22 protein-coding genes and 1 pseudogene are annotated in these 19,900 nt (G+C 44.5%); 11 read left to right on the forward strand and 12 right to left on the reverse strand.

The genetic code is table 11. The features are described 5' to 3' along the window. Positions 1-14: 14 nt before the first annotated feature. From NFS35_RS18625 to NFS35_RS18680, 12 genes and pseudogenes are all read right to left on the reverse strand, one after another. Positions 15-992 carry an iron chelate uptake ABC transporter family permease subunit gene (locus tag NFS35_RS18625; protein WP_251208609.1) on the reverse strand — a complete coding sequence of 326 codons (978 nt, stop codon included), beginning with the start codon at positions 990-992 and terminating at the stop codon, positions 15-17. After that, entirely contained in the window at positions 989-2,032 is a 1,044-nt protein-coding gene (locus tag NFS35_RS18630) for an ABC transporter permease (protein WP_251208610.1), read from the reverse strand. The genes NFS35_RS18625 and NFS35_RS18630 overlap by 4 nt, the downstream gene beginning before the upstream one ends. Positions 2,033-2,244: 212 nt before the next feature. Next, complete coding sequence (locus NFS35_RS18635) at positions 2,245-3,219, reverse strand: helix-turn-helix transcriptional regulator (RefSeq protein WP_251208611.1); 975 nt, start codon at positions 3,217-3,219, stop codon at positions 2,245-2,247. A gap of 145 nt (positions 3,220-3,364) precedes the next feature. After that, complete coding sequence (locus tag NFS35_RS29725; protein WP_334303563.1) at positions 3,365-3,436, reverse strand: DUF2200 family protein; 72 nt, start codon at positions 3,434-3,436, stop codon at positions 3,365-3,367. Positions 3,437-3,439: 3 nt separating this feature from the next. Further along, positions 3,440-3,670 (reverse strand): annotated as a pseudogene (locus NFS35_RS18645) (hypothetical protein); the annotation flags it as partial. Then, positions 3,661-4,191, reverse strand: a complete 531-nt coding sequence (locus NFS35_RS18650) for an ATP-binding protein (RefSeq protein WP_330640348.1) — start codon at positions 4,189-4,191, stop codon at positions 3,661-3,663. The pseudogene NFS35_RS18645 and the gene NFS35_RS18650, both read right to left, overlap by 10 nt. Further along, complete coding sequence (locus NFS35_RS18655) at positions 4,191-4,448, reverse strand: transcriptional regulator (protein ID WP_251208612.1); 258 nt, start codon at positions 4,446-4,448, stop codon at positions 4,191-4,193. The genes NFS35_RS18650 and NFS35_RS18655 overlap by 1 nt, the downstream gene beginning before the upstream one ends. A gap of 149 nt (positions 4,449-4,597) precedes the next feature. Beyond that, positions 4,598-7,372 (reverse strand): TrlF family AAA-like ATPase, encoded by a 2,775-nt coding sequence (locus NFS35_RS18660; RefSeq protein WP_251208613.1) that lies wholly within the window; start codon positions 7,370-7,372, stop codon positions 4,598-4,600. Between the two features lie 147 nt (positions 7,373-7,519). Further along, a complete protein-coding gene (locus NFS35_RS18665) occupies positions 7,520-7,870 on the reverse strand; it encodes a DUF2200 domain-containing protein (protein WP_251208614.1) in 351 nt (116 codons plus the stop codon). A 22-nt stretch (positions 7,871-7,892) separates the two neighbouring features. Next, positions 7,893-8,786 carry a DNA gyrase subunit A gene (locus NFS35_RS18670; RefSeq protein ID WP_251208615.1) on the reverse strand — a complete coding sequence of 298 codons (894 nt, stop codon included), beginning with the start codon at positions 8,784-8,786 and terminating at the stop codon, positions 7,893-7,895. A 149-nt stretch (positions 8,787-8,935) separates the two neighbouring features. After that, entirely contained in the window at positions 8,936-9,193 is a 258-nt protein-coding gene (locus NFS35_RS18675; RefSeq protein ID WP_251208616.1) for a TfoX/Sxy family DNA transformation protein, read from the reverse strand. A gap of 62 nt (positions 9,194-9,255) precedes the next feature. Further along, the gene (locus NFS35_RS18680; RefSeq protein ID WP_251208617.1) at positions 9,256-10,521 is read right to left on the reverse strand and encodes a C-type lectin domain-containing protein; all 1,266 of its coding nucleotides are present in this window, start codon (positions 10,519-10,521) and stop codon (positions 9,256-9,258) included. 580 nt (positions 10,522-11,101) lie between these two features. On the opposite strand from NFS35_RS18680, the gene NFS35_RS18685 reads away from it, so the two are divergent. From NFS35_RS18685 to NFS35_RS18735, 11 genes are all read left to right on the forward strand, one after another. Beyond that, on the forward strand, positions 11,102-14,146 hold the full coding sequence (locus NFS35_RS18685; RefSeq protein ID WP_251208618.1) for an SrtB-anchored collagen-binding adhesin: 3,045 nt from the start codon (positions 11,102-11,104) through the stop codon (positions 14,144-14,146). 238 nt (positions 14,147-14,384) lie between these two features. After that, positions 14,385-14,711, forward strand: a complete 327-nt coding sequence (locus tag NFS35_RS18690; RefSeq protein WP_021373079.1) for a YdcP family protein — start codon at positions 14,385-14,387, stop codon at positions 14,709-14,711. Positions 14,712-14,726: 15 nt separating this feature from the next. Continuing rightward, the gene (locus NFS35_RS18695; protein WP_021361569.1) at positions 14,727-15,110 is read left to right on the forward strand and encodes a YdcP family protein; all 384 of its coding nucleotides are present in this window, start codon (positions 14,727-14,729) and stop codon (positions 15,108-15,110) included. A 101-nt stretch (positions 15,111-15,211) separates the two neighbouring features. Further along, positions 15,212-15,649 (forward strand): hypothetical protein, encoded by a 438-nt coding sequence (locus NFS35_RS18700; protein ID WP_021404736.1) that lies wholly within the window; start codon positions 15,212-15,214, stop codon positions 15,647-15,649. Positions 15,650-15,742: 93 nt separating this feature from the next. Next, complete coding sequence (locus tag NFS35_RS18705; RefSeq protein ID WP_251208619.1) at positions 15,743-17,137, forward strand: FtsK/SpoIIIE domain-containing protein; 1,395 nt, start codon at positions 15,743-15,745, stop codon at positions 17,135-17,137. Positions 17,138-17,320: 183 nt separating this feature from the next. Continuing rightward, the gene (gene mobT, locus NFS35_RS18710) at positions 17,321-18,517 is read left to right on the forward strand and encodes a MobT family relaxase (protein ID WP_219693358.1); all 1,197 of its coding nucleotides are present in this window, start codon (positions 17,321-17,323) and stop codon (positions 18,515-18,517) included. 12 nt (positions 18,518-18,529) lie between these two features. Then, entirely contained in the window at positions 18,530-18,664 is a 135-nt protein-coding gene (locus NFS35_RS18715) for a DUF3789 domain-containing protein (RefSeq protein ID WP_219693360.1), read from the forward strand. 1 nt (position 18,665) lies between these two features. Beyond that, positions 18,666-18,887 carry a hypothetical protein gene (locus NFS35_RS18720; RefSeq protein ID WP_251208620.1) on the forward strand — a complete coding sequence of 74 codons (222 nt, stop codon included), beginning with the start codon at positions 18,666-18,668 and terminating at the stop codon, positions 18,885-18,887. Positions 18,888-18,962: 75 nt separating this feature from the next. Further along, a complete protein-coding gene (locus NFS35_RS18725) occupies positions 18,963-19,259 on the forward strand; it encodes a conjugal transfer protein (protein ID WP_251208621.1) in 297 nt (98 codons plus the stop codon). Continuing rightward, positions 19,178-19,681 (forward strand): antirestriction protein ArdA, encoded by a 504-nt coding sequence (locus tag NFS35_RS18730; protein WP_251208622.1) that lies wholly within the window; start codon positions 19,178-19,180, stop codon positions 19,679-19,681. The genes NFS35_RS18725 and NFS35_RS18730 overlap by 82 nt, the downstream gene beginning before the upstream one ends. Positions 19,682-19,698: 17 nt before the next feature. Continuing rightward, a partial coding sequence (locus NFS35_RS18735) for an antirestriction protein ArdA (protein ID WP_456298458.1) occupies positions 19,699-19,900 on the forward strand: 202 nt, incomplete at its 3' end.

The following is a 19,900-nucleotide window of genomic DNA, read 5'->3' on the forward strand; positions in this document are numbered from 1 at the left end:
ACCGCTTCCTCCGCTTACATCTTCTTATTGGTCAGGAGCAGGTAAAGGAAATAGATGCCTCCGAATACGCCGATGAACACGCTGATTGGAACCGCATAGTGATAGACCCGCTCCACGATCAGTTCGCCGCCAATCATGATGGCCATGCCGAACAGCGTGGAGGCCAGGATAAGCTGTCTGTGCCGGAATGTCTTCAAAAACTGCCTGGCCAGATTCGCCATGATCAGGCCGATGAAGGAAATCGGCCCTACCATGGCCGTGGCCACGGCTATGCACAGCGTCACGCCCAGCAGCAGCCTGCGGACGCATCTGTCGTAGTCAACGCCCAGGTTGACGGCCTGTTCCTTGCCCAGCGCAATCATGTCCAGCAGGGCAATGTCTTTGCGCAGCACGAAGATCACAGCTGCCAGAACAACCAGGGATGCCACGATGACTTCCGCGTTGACGTTCTCAAAGCTGGCCACCAGGGTCTCCAGCAGGCTGTCATACTCATTGGGATCCATGATGCGGGTCATGGTGGTCTGTATGCTGGAGAAGAAGGAAGTCAGCACCGTGCCGATTAACAGGATGTACAGCACATTGTGCCGGGCTTTTTCGAACAGATACCCGTAGACCACTGTGGCCACAATGGCCATCAGCGCCAGATCCACCGCGAAGGCCAGGTTGCTGTTGGTGGCCAGAAGGCTGGCAGATCCCGCCACGAACACCACCGCCGTATGAATCAGGGAATACAGGGCATTCATCCCCAACAGGCATGGGGTGACGATTACGTTATTGATGATGGTCTGGAACACCATGGACGCTCCGGCAATGGCAAACGCCGTAATCAGCATGACGATGAGCTTTGGTGAGCGAAGCTTCATGGAGTAACGGAACAGTCTGGCGCTGCCGAAATTGACCGCATAGAACATATAACCTGCGGCGCACAGCAGCACCACCACTGCCAGGATAATCAGTTTGCGCTGGTTCGCGCGGATGGCGGCTCGGTTCATTTTCCATTTCCTCCTTCCATGACGGCAGCGGCAAGGCGGCCTTCACGGGCCTTCCCGCCCAGCCGGATCGCCTTTCTGCCGTGGTTCAGCCGGTAAAGCAGCATGGCGATGAAGACGATGCTGCCCACGATGCCGATGATCAGTTCAATGGGAAGCTCATAGGGGGCGATGATGCTCCGCCCAATCATGTCGCAGGCCAGCACGAAAATCGAACCGAAGAGCGCCGTATCCACCAGAGTGCCGCGGATCTTATCCCCCTTGAACATGGCCACCAGGTTGGGGACGATCAGTCCTATGTAGGAGATGGATCCCACTACCACCACCACGGAAGCCGTAATCATGGCCGCGATGCTCAGCCCCATGAACAGCACGAAATTATAGTGGACGCCCAGATTTTTCGAGAAATCCCTGCCCATGCCCACGATGTTGAAGTGATTCGCGAACACGAATGCCAGAATCACCAGCGGCACCACCAGGTAGACCAGTTCATACCGCCCCCGCAGCACCATGGAGAAATGTCCCACCAGCCAGGTGGACAGCGCCTGGCTCATCTCGTATTTGTAGGCAAAGTAATTGGTGATTCCGGTGATCACATTGCCGAACATGATGCCCACCAGCGGCACCATGATTACATCCTTGAACTGGATGCGCTGGATGAACCAGACGAAGATCCACGTCCCTCCGATGGCAAAGACAAAGGCGAAAAGCGCCCTCCCCCACAGGGTGGACTTCGGCATGAACAGCAATGCCAGCAGGATCCCGAACTGAGCCGAGGAAATGGTGACGCCCGTGGTAGGCGAAACGAACTTGTTCATACAAAGCTGCTGCATGATCAGGCCGGCCACGCTCATGCCCACGCCGGTGCACAGGATGGCCAGCAGCCTGGGAAGTCGGGAAATCAAAAATATCTCCCACCGTTCTATGTCGCCCCTCAGCAGGCTCGGCAGATTCACGTCCAGTACGCCTATGAACAGAGAGCTGCCTGACAGAATCAGCAGAGCCGCCGCCAAAATAATAGTAAGCCGATACTTTTTAATCACAGTCCCTCCTTTGTTAGTTTTAACTAACCCTATGGATTTAAAAAACGCAGTATCACTCTGAAGACCCGCTCTGATATACTGCGTGTTTTTCTGTCAGCCCGCCGTATTTCTTTTGCAAAAACGGCAATCCTGAATTCCATGTGCTATTATAATCTCCAGCTGCGCTCCCCACAACTCCAAACAGCTACGGTTATGCTCCAAAAAGGCACAGATTAGTCTTGGCTAACCATCCTTGTCCCCATGCCCTTCCGGTATTCCGTGGGCGAGACCCCCATCACGTCTCGGAACGCCTTCGAGAATTTACTGCTGTTGTCATAGCCGAAGGCGCTGGCTATTTCCGAAACCGACTGTCCTGTGGTCTGCATGCGCAGGGCCGCCGACTGCATCTTATAGGCCCGGACATAGGCGTATATGGATTCGCCGTAGACGCTGTAAAAGCTTTTTTTCAGCTGCGCGGGGGATACGAAAAAGCGCGCCGCCAGCTGTTCAATGGTCAGGCGGGTATCCATGTGTTCATTGATGTAGCCGCATACCTTTTTGGCCAGTTCCACATGTGTCCTGGAACAGGAGCGCCGCTCCGTCTGGGACAGGTTCATGTCCAGGCTGTTCAGGAACATCAGCAGCTCCAGTATCTTTACCTTAAAATAGCCTTTCTTCATGTCCTGGGGCACGGAATACAGCTCCGAAAAGACATGCTCCAGCCGGGCCGTGGATCTCATGACGAGATATCTGTCTTCTCCGCAGAACTTTTCCAAAAGCGCACTGGGGCTCACATTGACGTCCTCCAGAAAGCAGGACAGACAGGAAGGCGCGCTGACGGGGTCAATCAGAATCGACACGCCGTGATAGTGCCTGGTGGGACAGTATACCACCGTTCCCTCTTCCCTGCTTTTGCAGACAGATATGTCTCCACCTGACAGGTAGAAGAAGAATTCCCCCGCGTCGTACTCGAACCGGCCCTCCCGGCAATGAGTGATTTCCAGCATGCCTGACGGGTAGGAGGAGGGATAGGTGTAGCTCTGGATATGGGCGTCTTTATAGCACAGCCAGATGCCGGAAAAGACCTGGTGTTCCGTTATCAGCAGCTCTCCCGCGTCATTCTTGATCTGGTATATGATGCTGTCTTCGTCTCTTTGCAGGATTCGGGCATCTCTGTCCGCGGTTCCGTCACATAGTTTCTTTTTCATCAATATGCTCCCTGAGTCGGCTTAGCCTGGCGCTTATCCTGGCGGGGCTTATGTGCATTGCCTGCATGCGTGGATTCTCTGACTTTGAAGTTCCGGCTTTTTGCACAATCGGATGTTCTCGTAATGGTTCATTATGAACAGGAAATCATCCGCGTAGGATTTTCTCCAGCGCCTTCCCTTTGGCAAGCTCATCCACCAACTTGTCCAGGTAGCGGATTCATTTTCCTGTCCGGCTCTTCCAGTTGCATTGGATAAAGTCCAGAAGAGTAATCTTATTGGTGATTTTCTGTACCATGCTGACCAGTGCAATTTCCGCATTACGGGTCTCCATATGACCACACTCCATCTTAATATCCAGCACAGGCACCAGCATCTCTTGTGGCGAAGAACCACTGTGCACATAATTCACGCCCCCGCCAGCCACTTTGGAGACATTGCTGCTTACGGAAAAATCTTTTTATATCTTGCATTATTTGTGTTTCCATCAGGCTCTATAACCCCTGCTTCCACAAGCTTCTTCAAATAACGCCATGCGGTAGCTGATGACCTTCCTGTCAACTGCTCGGCTATCTGTGTCGAAATGACCAAATTTCCCTCCAGATATTCAATAATCGGAAACATTTTCTCATAATCTTTTGCTACTAAAACTTCTTTCAAACTTCTTTCATTTTTTTGATTGAAGTTTCTATCTTCTTTCATCTCCTCTTCATTTGCATATACCATCTTTAATGTCAGAGTAACCTGATTCAGCCTCGTATCTTCTTTCAGTTCTGGTTTTATCCAACCCTCATTTTCCCATGCAGATAAAATCGCCGGGAAACCGGAACCGGCATTGTCACCGAATCCAATCATCCTGAGCATCGTCTGCATACGGGGATTCCTTGACTTTGAATTTCCGCCCCGATAAATGTCCTCAATCGAAAGTTTCAGGATTCCGGGATTGGTAAACTCAAAGCCATCAGCATGCTTTATTACTTTTCTCTTACCGCCTTATGGACAGGCGTTTCATCAATCCGCTGCATTCCTTCCAATCTGAATGGCTTCTTCAGGTCAGCAGTCAGCTTTGGCGTAACCTTCGTAAAGAAATTGAACAAATTATTTTCCCATGTCCCATCATATGTGATACGGTCATTCCAGCGAATCTCCAACGTAACCTGGCTTTCATCCCGGTAATCCATGAACACATTATCGAACTCGTCCCGTATGGCAAGCCCATCGCCGAACATCATCAATCCGGCAAGCGTCAGGCCCTCTTTTTCTTCCCTTCGGTCTTTTCTGTATCCACCAAGTTTTTCAAGAAACGACTTGTCATCAAGGGAATTCCATACATTGTATTTCGAACATTTTCAATATGCTTTGGGCAATAAATTAACTGTACTTACTCAACTATATGGAAATGATACTTCTTTGCTCTCATTTCAAAAGCATACTTTGTACCTTCCATGACATCACATATTTCTTTTCCTATTTTCTTATCATCCATCGTGCCCTCATATCTGACTTTGACATCATCTGTTTCAGAATTCATTGACACAATATACTCTGCATCCGCATTAACCGGAATATTCGCATTATGTGTCACTACAATAACCTGTCTCTTAGATTTGGCTTCTTTTAATCGTGCTACTACCAAATCGTAAACCAATTTATTGTCCAAATCATCTTCTGGCTGGTCTAATAGCAACGGCAAATCTCCATAAGCCAAAAGAAACGTTAATATTGCTGTAGTTTTTTGACCTGCAGAGGCATTTGAGAGTGGAATAAATTTTTTCGCACCTTCCGGCTTGTATGATACCTCCAGGTCATCCTCTGGAATAAATGCAATCATTCTTGAGAACGCTTCTGGCGTCATATCCCTAATTGCTGAATTCATTCTTCCCTGACATGTCTTTTTATCCTTTTCATCCCTGATATCTTGCATCAATTCCCTAAATTTCTTCATTCCATCTTTTTCAAAAAAGTAAGTTGATAATTTACTGATTTCATCATCAATCGTTGCATTGTCTTTTTGTAAAACAGATTTCATCATATTCACAAAAGAAGTCTTGTTTCGTCCTTTCTTCACCACAAATTTCACATTAGAACCTTTTCCAATAACTCCATTTATGAAATCTGCTCTCATACTCCATATTTCATTAGCGGCCCTTTCATATTGCCCGTATAACAGTTTCTGCGTCTCTTCCGCAGTACCTAATTTTGCTTTGTCCGATTTAATGTTATCTAATTCTGTCAATTTGTTCTTTTTTCTATCCAGCAGCTCATCTAATTTATCAAAATCAATACCTTGCTCCTGAAGTTCTTTACACACTTTATTATATTGATTTTCTGCACTCTCTTTTCCTTTTTTCCATTCTGATTTATCAATTTCTTCCAGTAAGCTATCTGTGTCTTCCTCAAGCAACCTGATGGATTCCAATAAAGCATTTTTTCTAATCAGAAATGCCTTTTGATCTTTATCCAACAATAGTTCTAATTCAGGATTCTCCATCTCTGAAAGATTGGGATTCACCAGTTCCAATGACATAATCGAATTCTTTAGTTCTGTTACTTTATCACTTTTTTGTTTTATGTAATCATCTATTATCTTCTTTTGTGCACTATACTTTTCTTTTTCCCTTAATGCGTCAGATATCCCACTTGATTCATACTTGCTGATTTGCTCTTCTATATCTTTTAATTCTGTGTTTATCCTTGACTCCTCACTTATTGATTTTTTCAAATCATAAATTTCAAGTGATTTTGCAATATAAGAATTAAAGATTGTATCCTTCTCATTTATTTTTTTGCTGAGGTCTGCAATATCTTCGTCTATAATGCTTAATAAAGAATTGGCATCTAGTGCTAATTCGTAAATCTCCTTCTGGGTATATGCCTGTGCTTTGAAAAAATTTAGGAAATTATCATCGGCCACCTCTGACCAGCTTTCGTTCACATACTTATACAATTTACGCGACTGATTACTCATACTGGAAATATTCGTGACAACTAATTTATAGGAATCAGCAAGTCTCTCAAAATATATCTCCAAAGTAGAGTTTTTTGTAAATACACCTCTCGCTATTCCTTTACCTTTTTCCTTTTTACTTTCTCTATAAAAATAATACTGCTCATTCTTTATCTCCTCTAAATTATCCCCGCCAAACGAACACATACCTCCAACCAGCATACGGATAATAGACGATTTTCCGCTACCTCTTCCACCAATTATTGTATTTAACTGAGGATTAAAATCCACAATTATGTCCTCTTTTTTATTAAGAAGTGTGTCGGTTGCTTTTATGGACTTTATCCACAATTCTGGCTCTGCATCCGGCTTATTGGGACTTTCATACTCATTCCGTACTCTCATATCATAAGATAACAATGCCTGACGCACGCTTTCCAGATTCGGCTTTTGATCCATTTTAAGCCAGGAATAATTTCTTCCGATTCCCCATAAACCATGCTTTGCATCTTTTTCTGAACACGGATTATCAGAAAATGTCAGAAATGGCAATCCAGCTTCTTTTGCCAACGAGTAGGCCTTGTACCATTCTTTTGCTTTATCATCTGAAATTTCCTTGTCATATTTTTCACTTAATAATCTGCATGTCTCTTTTATATCCTTGTTGTTTTCATACACATCCCATACACTCTTATTCACAATCTGAACAGCATTTATATATTTTCTGTCCAAAACCTTTTTGATATTGTCATGGCTGATTTGAGAAATTCCGCTGTAATCATCTATATGGGCAGCTATCACCAATGCTCCCGCCTTTTGCGCCATATCGCATATCTCAAAAATACTCCCATTAGAGGTATTAGCGCTATTTCCCAATTCATTTTTTGTGATTCCTACCTTTGCCAAAAAGTCTCTTACATCAGCTCCCTCACAGTGAACATCAAAAAGGATTAGAATATGGATTTTACTTGAATCACACGATAACTCTACCGCCGGGAAAACTACTATTCCCTCTCCTTCACATATTGCCTTAATTTCATCTATTCCTCTGTAGTCATTATGATCTGTAATCGCTATACACTGTAATCCTTTCCTTTTTACTTCCTCAACCCATTCACTTGGAGTATCTTTCTTCTCCCTGTAGCACGCGCTGCACATTGTGTGCAAATGAAAATCACACTTATACCATCTTAATCCTACGTATCCCATCCTATAAATCCCCCTTTTATTTTACATTTGTACTTAATTCTTTAAAGTAACCTATTTTTTTAAATCTTCCAAGTGTTTCCAGCGCCCCTCAAAGCAAATCGGGTAGCCCCGTAGGTTCTCAAGGCATATCCCCTTTTCCGGAAGACATCACCGGCGCAGGATTTTCTCCATCGCCTTCCCTTTGGCAAGCTCGTCCACCAACTTGTCCAGGTAGCGGATTTCCTGCATCAGGGGCTCTTCAATATCCTCCACGCGGACTCCGCAGACCACGCCTTTTATCAGCCTGCGGTTCGGGTTCAATGCCGGAGCCTGCAGGAAGAAGTCCCCATAGGTGATATCGCTTTCCATCAGTTCCTCTAATCTTTCCCTGCTGTATCCTGTCAGCCAGGCGGTGACTTCGTCCACTTCTGCCCTGGTGCGCCCTTTCTTCTCCGCCTTTGCAATCAGCATGGGATACAGTTTCCCAAAAGGCATGCCGTATATCTTTTCGTTCGCCATGATGCACCTCCCTGGAAGAATCTCAGTCCCGCTTGGGTTCCCTGGCCGGCTCTTCCTTCCGCAAATCTTTCTCATACATCTCTCTGCTGTTCATCAGCCAATCCAGTTTTTTCCGCGTCTCTTCGCGTTTTTTTCTGTCGAAATCCTGAATGGACATGTGCTGGAAATACCTGGACTGCTCCTGGCTAAACCCAAACTTTTCTCTCATTGTCTCCGCATATTCATGGAACCCATCGGCATTTTCCATGATTGCAATGATTTCGGGATAGTTCTCCGCCGCAAGCAGATGCGCCTTTGCTTCCTCTATCTGACGGTCCAGCTTACCGATCTGCGTCCGGGCATATCTCTCCCGGCTTTCGTCATCGTACGGCAAATCTGGTATGCCGTTCCTTCTTTCTTTCATCTTCGCCGCTTCCTCTTGATAGCTTTTATATTCCTGCTCCGTGAGCATGTCAAATCGGATCTGCAGCAGCTTCTTTACCTGATAGTCGGATAGGTCAAACGCTTCTTTCAGGGAAACAATCATATCTCTTTTGTCTTTGCTTCCCTTTATCACTTCCAGAATCTCCGCGCTGTGCTCAAACGCCCAAATATAGTCCTGGCATAGCTCTAAACGGCTGTCATAATACTCCCAGTTGTCATCATCCTCATACCGCAACCTCCCTTTCGGGAGTTTCCCGTGCATTTCCCTGTAATCCGACTTAGAATACTCATTCGTGCTCACATCGGCCCTTACCCCAATCTGCTCATATTCCGCCAGTTCATCCACGGCTAGCGCATATGCTTTGGACAACGCTGCATAAATGGACTTAAAATCGTCCACATACACTGAAATCCGCTGAACATCACCCGGATAGTCCTCCGGAACATACTTCCCGAAACGTTCTATCAAAATTCTCACCTGGTTGCACCGCATATCAATCCCTCTCTCCCATAAATTATTTTGGTGTTAGTCAGTAAGTGGGTTGGTGGCACAATTTCAGGCTTTTCAGGACCTTAAAATATGCGGACTGCAAATGGGGAAAGCGGCTTACCAACCCATATGCTGACTAACACCATTATTTTTCATCTTTTCAGAAAATCGCTGAACTCTTTCAGTTCCTTTTTTCTGCTCTCGGGAAGGCTGTTGAACTCCACATTGCAGACCGCTCCTTCCAAGGCATACAAATGCACCAGACAGACATTCGGATACCTTTCCTTCAATTTCAGGAAGGCCTGTTCCGCGCCTGAACGGATCAGCTCCTCCGCTGAGCCAATCCCAACGGAATCCAGCTTCTTTGCCATTTCCCTGCCAATATTCATCATGGATGCCAATTCCGCCATGTTCTTCTCTCCTCAAACGACTACAATTTTGCATTCCAATTGCCGACAGTTCTGTAAAACGCTCATTCATCATATTCACAAATATAACCAATCCGTCCTGCATAGGAGGGCGCGGCAGACAGGATATCCTCCGGCACATCGTTGAGGTAGCACCTGCCATCCGCCGTTCGGTATAGGATGGCTACGTATTCCTCTTTTACCTCTCTCCCGTCCTCGGCAAGCCCCTCATAGCTTGGCTCGCCCTCCAGCCAGAAACCGGCGAACAGGGCCTTATACAGGTCTAACATACCGTATCCCTCCGGCGTTCCGGGCTCCAGCCAGCCGAATCCAAATCTGTCCGCCCTGTTGGCGCCTACAAAAAATGTAACCGCCGTTTTTTCTTCCGAAACAATCTGTTCCTGCACCCACCGGAATTCTTCCCATGAGGTGAGGGTCGCCAGATAACCGCCCTTTTCCTCACAGGCCTCATACGCCTCTGTCCACGTCAGATCTTCCACGATCAGTTCATAGCGGTGTGCTGCCGAGGCCGTTTCCTTTCTTTCCAGCAGAGAGCGCATCTCAACTTCAATATAATACGTCTCCGGCGTCTTTCCCTCCTCTTCCGGATAAACGGCATGAAACCGCTGTTCATATTCCGCTTTCTCTACCGGCTGCTCCAGCCAATGGTATTCGAAAATATAATCATCATTTTCATCAAGCTTCGGCCCGTCCGGCGGATCCTGGCAGGTTCCTCCGCCTATGAAATCCCAGGAGCCGTCCTTGATGGCGTATACATTATCATAATAATATCCCATGTTCCCTTCGGAATTGCAGAGGAGATTCCCTTTCTCAATATAGGTAAAATACAGGCGGCTGGTCTGCAGCACATCCAGAACCCCATCATGCCAGGTCAAAATCTGGCAGCCTCCCGCTTCAAAGCCGGAATCTATCACAAGCTCCGGAATCTCATCTTCGTCCACATAGATCAGGCTGTAAGTGCAGGAACCGCTGGCTTCAAATCCATCCAGATAGTCAAGGTATGCCTGCTCCCAGGGCTCCTTATCGGCAGGGCTTTCCATGTCCGTTTCTGTGCCTGAAGCTTCCTTGTTTTCTGAATCGTCTGAATCATCCGGGCCGTCTTCCTCTTTCGCGCCACTGCTTTGCGGCGGCTTTTCTTTTGGTTCTGAGTCGTCTGAATCATCCGGGCTGTCTTCCGCTTTCACGTCACTGCTTTGCGGCTGGTTTTCTTTTGTCTCTACATCCGGTATCGCTATTGCGTCGTTTCTCCCACAGGCCGTAAGGAAAAGGGCGACCATACCGCACAGCAGGGCCAGCTTTTGTCTTTTCATCCAAAATCTCACTTTCTCTATCTTGATTGGGAGGCCGGCAGTCTATTCTTCAGGCCCCTGTGCAAATTCTTGTGCAAATTTTCGGTGGACATCTTCCCCGGCGCGCAAGTACAGAAACCTATCGCGCAGAGGGCTACCGCTCGTATTTCGGGCTTGTGCGATTTGGAAAACAGACCGGAATATTTGCATGCGGGTTCGGTATGAACCACTGGTTTCCACTGTCTTGATTATAAAATATTTACCTACAACATGCAATGTATATTTATAGCTTGAAATCCCGCCATTTTTTTCTATAAAAACACAATAAAAATCTGATTATCCGCTAAAACACAGTATCTATCAGCATTTTCAAGGGAACAAATACATCAATTTACTACTTATTTACTACCATTGAATGAGCCTTGATACGCCAGTTTTCCTAGATATGCAAAGATATGGTACAGCACATCAGTATTGAAACAAGAAAAAAATTGAATATTTTATAGACTATGGAACGCCTAAAATGACGTTCCTTTTCTATTTTCAGCCGTTCTTATTGGACGGCTATTTTATTACCCAAAATGAAAGGAGCATTAGATTTATGAAAAAGATGTTAAAACGATTGTGTACGGGCTTCTTAGCTCTTGCAACTGTCGTTACTGCTTTACCGACGACACCCGTCCATGCAGAAAGCAAGCAATACTGGACGGAGTCAAAGGAGCGTGTCGGTATCGTTGAAAAAGTAATGAATGACGGTTCGATTGGTTCTACTTTTAACGAGGGGCATTTGACCGTTGAGGGCGAGGACGCTTACTGTATCGACATTAACACAGATTTTAGAAACGGCTACAAAACCAAAGCTGACGTAAGCACCCGTATGAGTGCCGACCAGATAAGCGACGTTGCCTTATCTATCGAATATGTAAAACAGTACACAGACAGCCACAGCGGAATAAGCAACAATCACGCCTACCTTTTAAGACAGCTTGTTGTCTGGCAGAGATTGAGCGTACATCTTGGCTGGCAATGTGATAATGTGCGAGCTTCTTATGATGAAATTCCAAAGGCAACGCAGGACGAAGTTTTCTCTGGTGCAAAAGCCTTTGTCAAAGAGAATAAAGGACGCTATGAATGTGGCGGTTATATCTACTCTGGCGAGGGGCAGGAATTAGGACAATTCTGGGCGAAGCTGAATGTTGGAAATGCAAAACTGCAAAAGACTTCCAGTAATACCAGCATTACAGACGATAACGGGAATTACTCTGTTGCTGGTGCAACATACGGTGTCTTTGCTGATAAGGACTGCACGAAACAGCTTGCCACCCTTACGACTGATGAAAACGGAAATACAGATGTTGTAGAGGTAAAAGCAGGCACAGTTTATATCAAGGAATTATCTGCACCAGCAGGATATAAAGTAGATAAAACTGTATATTCCTTAAAGGTTGAAGCTGGAAGGACAGCGACCTTGAAAGTATCAGATACACCGAAAGTAACAGACACTTTGATTAAGCTTTTCAAGATTGATATGGAAACACAGAAAGACAATCCGCAGGGAAACGCTTCTCTAGCAGGTGCAGAATTTACATGGAAGTATTATGCTGGCTTCTATAACAAAGACAATCTCCCTGCCGAAGCTACTCGTACATGGGTTACAAAGACAATCGCTGAAACAGACAGCGACGGGACAACTCATTACATCACAAAATTAGCGGACGCATACAAGGTGTCTGGCGACAGTTTCTATATGCAGGACGGCAAGGCAGTTCTTCCTTTAGGAACACTAACCGTTGAGGAAACAAAAGCTCCAAACGGTTACTTGTTAGACGGTGCGTATATGCAGGCTGGCGATAAGTCGGAACAGATTAAGGGCTTATATGTAACACAGATTACCGAGGACGGCGACCTTGCCGTATTGACTGGAAGTAACCAGTTTTCCGTATCAGACAAAGTTATCCGTGGCGGTGTGAAAATTCAGAAACGAGATTTAGAAACGGGCGATACAAAGCCACAAGGAAGTGCTACCTTGAAAGATACTGCCTTTGACATCATTTCCTTAAATGACAATTCTGTTTTGGTTGAGGGCAAGCTATACAAGAAAAATGAAGTGGTAAAGACAATCCATACAGACATTGAGGGTATCGCTTCTACTTCTGCCGACCTTTTACCTTATGGAAAATTCCATATCGTTGAGAGTGAAGCTCCAAACGGTTACTTGACAGACGGTGCGAAGCCGATTGACTTTGCAATCACAGAAAACGGAAAAATTGTGGACTTAACCGACGAAGCTCATTCTATCTACAATCAGATTAAGCGTGGAGATATTGAGGGTGTAAAAATCGGTGCAGGCACACACAAGCGTCTTGCTGATGTTCCCTTTAGGATCACAAGCAAGACGACGGGAGAAAGTCATGTAGTGGTAACTGATGATAACGGGCAGTTCTCCACTTCTTCTGACTGGGCTTCACATAAGCACAATACCAACGCAGGCAAGACCAGCGAGGACGGTGTATGGTTTGGAACTTCTGAACCAGACGACAGCAAAGGTGCATTACCTTATGATACTTACATCATTGAGGAATTGCGCTCCGAAAGCAACAAAGGCTTTGAGCTTATCCCACCTTTTGAAATCGTGGTATCAAGAAATAATCTTGTGATTGATTTAGGAACGCTGACTGATGAATACGAAAAAGAAATCTCTATCCATACCACAGCGACCAGCAAGGACGGCGAAAAGACTATCCTTGCAGGAAAAGAGGTTACAATCGTTGATACTGTCAAATTAGACGGACTTACAAAAGGCACAAAGTATCATTTGAAAGGCTGGCAGATGTTAAAGGAAGAAAACGCCGAGCTTATCATTGACGGGAAACGTGTAGGAAATGACTATACTTTTATCGCTGATGATGAAGAAATGAAAATAGAAATTGCCTATACATTCAATGCGTCCGAGCTTGGCGGTAAAAACCTTGTTACCTTTGAAGAATTGTATGATTTAAGCAATCCAGACAAACCCGTAAAAGTTGCGGAACACAAGGATATTGAGGACGACGGGCAAACGGTATTGATTACAGAGCGTATCATCAAGATACATACGACTGCTACCGATAAGGACGGCAACAAAGAGCTTGAAGCTGGAAAAGAGGTAACAATCCTTGATACCGTAACCTTAGAGGGCTTAGAAATCGGTACACAGTACAAACTTGTGGGCTGGCAGATGTTGAAAGAAGAAAATGCAGAGCTTCTTATCAATGGAAAACCTGTGGAAAGTGATTACACCTTTACTGCTGACAGCGAAGCTATGAAAGTGGAAGTTGCCTTTACCTTTGACGCTACTTCTCTTGACGGCAAACAGCTTGTAACTTTTGAAGAATTGTACGATTTTAGCAATCCAGACGAACCGAAGAAAGTTACCGAGCATAAGGATATTGAGGATAAGGGACAGACGATTACCTTTAAGGAAAAGCCAGAAGAACCAGAAAAACCCGAAACACCACCGACACCAGAAAAGCCTAACAGACCTAGCGACAGTCCCAAAACGGGCGACAGTACAAATGTAATGGCATTTGTCGTGATGTTGCTTGTGTCTGCTGGTGGATTAGCTGGAACATATCTTTACAAACGCCGTAAAATGAAGAAATCATAAGGCGGTAACGGTATGATGAAAGAAAAATCACGCTCTCCGCCGAAGCTGTCAAACGGCAGACTTCCGCTTATTCTGGCTTGTCTGCCTACAACCTGCAAGAACACGGATAGTCAAGGGTGCGTAAGCATTGACTTTACCCTTTACTATCTGGGGGATTGCTGGTACTTCCCCAACCGCCAGAATAAGAAATCACAATCAATTAACTTATCAAAAATAGAAAGAAACGAGGTAAAACAATATGGAAATGAAATATGTCGTGCCAGATATGGCACAGTCTTTTGGAACTCTTGAATTTGCAGGCGAAAGCGAGCCTATCTTTGAAAGGGATAAAAACAACCGCAAGGTCATAGCCAGACGAAGCTATAACCTTTATTCTGACGTACAGAAAGGCGAAAATGTTGTGGTGGAAATTCCCGTGCAGGCTGGCGAAAAGCATTTCAAGTATGAACAGAAAGTAAAACTTGTCAATCCGAAGTTATACGGCAGAGGGTACGCAATCGGGGATGTGGGACATACCGATTATGTATTAGTAGCTGATGATATTGTAGCAGTTGAAGAAAAGTAAAGGAGTGAAGAATTTATGAGATTATCAAATGGATTTGTCATTGACAAAGAGAAAACATTTGGAGAATTAAAATTTACAGCGGTGCGTGATGTGTTCTTGCAAAATGAGGACGGGACACCGAGTACCCAGCTTAAAAAGCGTATCTATGATTTGAAGTGCAGTCTGCATGGTGGAATTATCCCCGTGTCCGTACCGCCAGAAGTACCGTTAAGGGAATTTCCTTACAATGCAGTCGTGGAGCTTGTCAATCCCGTAGCCGATACGGTATCACGAAAAACCTATACGGGTGCAGATGTGGATTGGTATGTAAAGGCAGAAGATATTGTACTGAAGAATAAAGGCAATCAGAACACAGGCACTTCACAGAACCATACACCGCAGGGACAACCGAAAAAATAGACTTGCTGAATAGATTTTCGTTGTAGAGGATATACGGAACTGTTATAATATGGGTATGAAGAAAGCGACAAATTAGAATTTGATAAGGAGCGAAAAGAAAAATGTGTGAAGAATGTTACTCTGATGAAAATAGAATAACACCATTACTAAATCCCTTGGACTGCTTAGAAAACCACACTCAATATATTTGTGGAACTTGTGGACGTTGCATTTGTATTGAACATGACCCAAACAGAGGATTACAAAGATGGAATTTTCCTTTTAAGTCATTGGAAATTGCAAAACTTTATTTACGAACAGCCGATTATACAACGAAAAGTTCATGTGGTATTTATGAGATAGAGAACAGTAAAGGCAGAGTATCTTATAAAATATTCGCCGGGAATGAGGATTTACATCTATTCTTGAAAAAGAATAAAGACAAGAAATGCAAACAAATGACACCTGTGTTTAATGTTGGAGAGTATAAAGAATATTCACATACAGAAGTACGAAAATTGACTTCTGATGAAATAAAACAATATATGAGTGAACGTTAAATTCCAGTTTGACAACTTCATATCCATGCACACAAAGCAGTTAGTCTATACGATTGACTGCTTTTTTCATACCCAGAAAGGAGTGATTGATTTATGAGAATGATTTTAAACAAAGGACACCGTATCAGAGCCAGCGATAAGAACCTTGTCTATCGCTTTTCAATGGGGACACTCCTGTTTGTGTTCGTAGCGGTTATCCTGCTATTAAATACAAAACAGCTCATGCGTACCGACTGGGAACATTTCAGCTTATTAGACAATGGCTTTACGCTTTCCCTTTACAACTTCATAACCATACTGATAGCGACTGGTGTTTGTGCATTGGTCGCTTTTCTGTATTACCGCTTCTGTTACGACAGTTTCAAAAAGCTACTGCACCGTCAAAAGCTGGCACGAATGATACTGGAAAATAAGTGGTATGAAGCCGATACCGTACAAGACAGCGGTTTTTTTACTGACCTGCAAAGCAGATCAAGGGAAAAAATAGTCTGGTTTCCAAAGATTTATTATCAAATGGAAAAGGGACTGCTTCATATCCGCTGTGAAATTACGCTGGGGAAATATCAAGACCAGCTTTTACGGTTAGAGGATAAATTGGAAAGTGGCTTGTATTGTGAGCTGACCGACAAGACCCTGCATGACGGCTATATCGAATATACCCTGCTTTATGATATGATAGCGAACCGCATTACCATTGATGAAGTACGGGCAGAGAACGGCTGTCTTAGACTGATGAAAAATCTTGTCTGGGAATATGACGCACTCCCTCACGCTTTGATTGCTGGTGGGACTGGTGGCGGTAAAACATATTTTCTGCTGACACTCATTGAAGCCTTACTGCATACCAACGCTATCCTTTATATCTTAGACCCGAAGAACGCTGACCTTGCAGACTTAGGGACAGTTATGGAAAATGTGTATCACACCAAAGAAGAAATGATTGATTGCGTCAATGCCTTTTATGAGGGCATGGTACAGCGAAGTGAGGAAATGAAGCGACACCCGAACTATAAGACGGGCGAAAACTATGCCTATCTGGGACTGCCATCCTGCTTTCTTATCTTTGATGAATATGTGGCATTTTTTGAAATGCTGGGGACGAAAGAAAGCGTGGGCTTACTTAGCCAGTTAAAGAAAATCGTTATGTTAGGACGACAAGCAGGTTATTTCCTTATCGTTGCCTGCCAGCGTCCAGACGCAAAGTATTTCTCGGACGGTATCAGAGATAACTTCAATTTCCGTGTGGGACTTGGGCGTATCAGCGAATTAGGTTACGGTATGCTGTTTGGTTCAGATGTGAAAAAGCAGTTTTTCCAGAAGCGTATCAAGGGGCGTGGCTATTGTGATGTGGGAACAAGCGTTATCAGTGAATTTTACACGCCTTTAGTCCCAAAAGGACATGATTTTTTGCAGACTATCGGCTCTCTTGCACAAGCAAGGCAGGACGGGACGGCGACGTGCGAAGCGAAAGGCGACGGCACGGACTAGCCGTTGCTGGTGTGGCGTCAGCCACGCCAGCAGGTAAAACCCCTCGGTATCTAACAGAGGGGTACGTTTGCAAATAGACAATAGACGAAAAACATAGGAAACATAAGGCTTCTAGCATGATTTCCTAGAAAAAATCGGCTGTGAAGTCGCCTTAAAAAACTTCACACTTGACAGATTGGGGGTATGGTTCTGAATGAAGAACAATGGATAAAAGAATTACGGGAGAAACGGATTGCCTACGGTATCTCACAAGGCAGGCTGGCGGTGGCTTCTGGTATCACAAGGGAATATCTCAACAAGATAGAAAGCGGAAAAATGAAGCCGTCAAAGGAACTTCTTCATACTCTGCATAAGGAACTGGCAAGGTTCAATCCAGAAGCACCGCTTACCATGCTGTTTGATTATGTAAAAATTCGTTTTCCCACGCTGGATATACAGCACATCATCAAAGATATATTAAAACTGAATATCAACTATATGCTCCATGAAGATTACGGGCGTTACAGTTATACGGAGCATTATTCTTTAGGGGACATCTTTATCTATACGTCGGCTGACGAAGAAAAAGGTGTTCTTTTAGAATTAAAGGGGCGTGGTTGCAGGCAGTTTGAAAGTTACCTGCTGGCACAGCAAAGAAGCTGGTATGACTTTCTCATGGACGCATTGGTAGACGGTGGCGTGATGAAGCGTATCGACCTTGCTATCAACGACCATACGGGCATTTTGGATATTCCAGAGCTTGCGGAAAAATGCAGGAAACGGGAATATATCGGAAAGTCCAGAAGCTATAAGTTTTACCAGTCGGGTGAGCTTATCAAGCACAGAGAGGACGACAGAGAATATATGGGACGTACCCTTTATCTTGGTTCGCTGAAATCTGATGTGTATTTCTGTATCTATGAAAAGGACTATGAGCAGTACGTCAAGCTGGGGACACCTTTGGAAGAAGCCGACATTATCAACCGTTTTGAGATACGGCTTAGAAATGAACGTGCCTATTATGCAGTACGAGATTTGCTGACCTATTATGACGCAGAACAGACCGCCTTTTCTATCATCAACCAGTATGTGCGGTTTGTTGATGAAGAACCCGACAAGCGAAAAAATGACTGGAAGCTCAATGACCGCTGGGCTTGGTTTATCGGCGATAACAGACAGAGCTTGAAGCTGACGACAAAGCCAGAGCCTTATACCTTAGACCGTACATTGCGGTGGGTACAAAGGCAGGTAGCACCGACCTTGAAAATGCTGAAAAAGATTGATAAGGGAAACGGGACTGACTACATGACAACAATCGAACAGCAGGCAAAGCTCACAGAAAAGCATGAAATGATAATCAAACAGCAGACGACCCCTGCAAAAGATTTAGTAGAAAGTTAGGAGTGATAAAAAATATGGGTATTATTAAAAGACTTCCTGCTGGTATCTATAGGAATGGGTATCGGCGTAGTCTTGATGTGTATGTTAAGTGTCGGTAAGGAAGCCGACTATAAAATGAAACAATTAGAAGAAAGCGAGGACAAATAACATGAATTTCGGTCAAAATTTATATCAATGGTTTTTATCAAACGCACAGAGCTTAGTGCTTATGGCGATTGTGGTTATCGGTATCTACTTAGGGTTCAAGCGTGAGTTTTCAAAATTCATTGGCTTCTTGATAGTTGCCTTGATTGCTGTCGGCTTGGTATTCAATGCCGGCGGTGTGAAAGATGTACTGTTAGAGCTGTTCAATAAGATTATCGGTGCATAAGTGGTGTGTAAAAGAAGTCATTCTGAAAAGATCGACTGCTTTTTCCATACTCAAAAATTAGATTGGAGTGATGAAATGAACGATATTTTTAAGGATATGCAGGCAAAAGTCGGCTGTGAATACATTTCCGACCTGCCCTCTTACAAGCGTAAGGTGTGGCATGAAATGAAACTACTGAACCTTGCCAACTATGAAGAAAGACAGTTAGAAGATTTTTCAAAGTATGTGTTTGGTATGTCGTACCAGACCTTAAAAGATGTGATGAAACAACAGAAAGGACGTGAGGAACAATGCAGGAAACAAGGGTGCTGGTGGAAACGAGAGGAACAACTGGCGAAGAAACAATATCATACTGGTTCGACTTGCCGATAGATGTTGCCGGGTTTGAAGAAAAGCTAGGTATCGGTGCAGAAAGTCAAGATTATCGTATTATCGAAAAGGTGTTGCCTTATGCTGATGAAGTCCACGAACACACCAGCGTGTACCAGCTCAACGAATTAGATTTTATGTACCGCCAGCTTTCAAGTGATATGCAGGAAGAATATGTATCACTACTTACGGTGTATGAAAATTTAGAAGCACTTTATATTTGCAGGAACGTGATTACGGTTTATCCCGACTGCAAAAGCATGATAGATGTTGCAAGGCAAAAGCTGATGAATGACCCGACGTTCAAACATTTATCCGAGGACTGTCAAGAATACTACTTTGACTTTGAAGCCTATGCTTCTCACTTGCAGGAACACGGGAAATTTTTAGTAACAGAACACGGTATTTTTGAACTGCCAGAGTAGGAAATGAGGTGGTGCTTATGATTGATGATATGGCGGTTTACATTGCTAATCTTGGCAAATACAATGAGGGCTATTTAGTCGGTGCTTGGTTCACGTTCCCCATTGACGAGGAAGATGTAAAAGGAAAAATCGGCTTAAATGAACTGTCGGACGGCGAATTGAGGGAGACGCAAATGACGAATTATTTTTCCAACCTTTATCCAATTGACTGCGCAGTGC

The sequence above is a fragment of the Acetatifactor aquisgranensis genome, assembly GCF_943193215.1.
Classification (GTDB): Bacteria; Bacillota; Clostridia; order Lachnospirales; family Lachnospiraceae; genus Acetatifactor; species Acetatifactor aquisgranensis.

Bases quoted from the DNA above. Each gene is read 5' to 3' on its own strand.
- NFS35_RS18660 (WP_251208613.1), bottom strand. From the start codon at position 7,372: ATGGGATACGTAGGATTAAGATGGTATAAGTGTGATTTTCATTTGCAC.
- NFS35_RS18675 (WP_251208616.1), bottom strand. From the start codon at position 9,193: ATGGCGGAATTGGCATCCATGATGAATATTGGCAGGGAAATGGCAAAG.
- NFS35_RS18695 (WP_021361569.1), top strand. From the start codon at position 14,727: ATGAGATTATCAAATGGATTTGTCATTGACAAAGAGAAAACATTTGGA.
- NFS35_RS18720 (WP_251208620.1), top strand. From the start codon at position 18,666: ATGAATTTCGGTCAAAATTTATATCAATGGTTTTTATCAAACGCACAG.
- NFS35_RS18685 (WP_251208618.1), top strand. From the start codon at position 11,102: ATGAAAAAGATGTTAAAACGATTGTGTACGGGCTTCTTAGCTCTTGCA.
- NFS35_RS18705 (WP_251208619.1), top strand. From the start codon at position 15,743: ATGAGAATGATTTTAAACAAAGGACACCGTATCAGAGCCAGCGATAAG.
- NFS35_RS18655 (WP_251208612.1), bottom strand. From the start codon at position 4,448: ATGATGTTCGGCGATGGGCTTGCCATACGGGACGAGTTCGATAATGTG.
- NFS35_RS18625 (WP_251208609.1), bottom strand. From the start codon at position 992: ATGAACCGAGCCGCCATCCGCGCGAACCAGCGCAAACTGATTATCCTG.
- NFS35_RS18730 (WP_251208622.1), top strand. From the start codon at position 19,178: ATGCAGGAAACAAGGGTGCTGGTGGAAACGAGAGGAACAACTGGCGAA.
- NFS35_RS18665 (WP_251208614.1), bottom strand. From the start codon at position 7,870: ATGGCGAACGAAAAGATATACGGCATGCCTTTTGGGAAACTGTATCCC.
- NFS35_RS18700 (WP_021404736.1), top strand. From the start codon at position 15,212: ATGTGTGAAGAATGTTACTCTGATGAAAATAGAATAACACCATTACTA.
- mobT (WP_219693358.1), top strand. From the start codon at position 17,321: ATGGTTCTGAATGAAGAACAATGGATAAAAGAATTACGGGAGAAACGG.
- NFS35_RS18680 (WP_251208617.1), bottom strand. From the start codon at position 10,521: ATGAAAAGACAAAAGCTGGCCCTGCTGTGCGGTATGGTCGCCCTTTTC.
- NFS35_RS18670 (WP_251208615.1), bottom strand. From the start codon at position 8,786: ATGCGGTGCAACCAGGTGAGAATTTTGATAGAACGTTTCGGGAAGTAT.
- NFS35_RS18725 (WP_251208621.1), top strand. From the start codon at position 18,963: ATGAACGATATTTTTAAGGATATGCAGGCAAAAGTCGGCTGTGAATAC.
- NFS35_RS18690 (WP_021373079.1), top strand. From the start codon at position 14,385: ATGGAAATGAAATATGTCGTGCCAGATATGGCACAGTCTTTTGGAACT.
- NFS35_RS18635 (WP_251208611.1), bottom strand. From the start codon at position 3,219: ATGAAAAAGAAACTATGTGACGGAACCGCGGACAGAGATGCCCGAATC.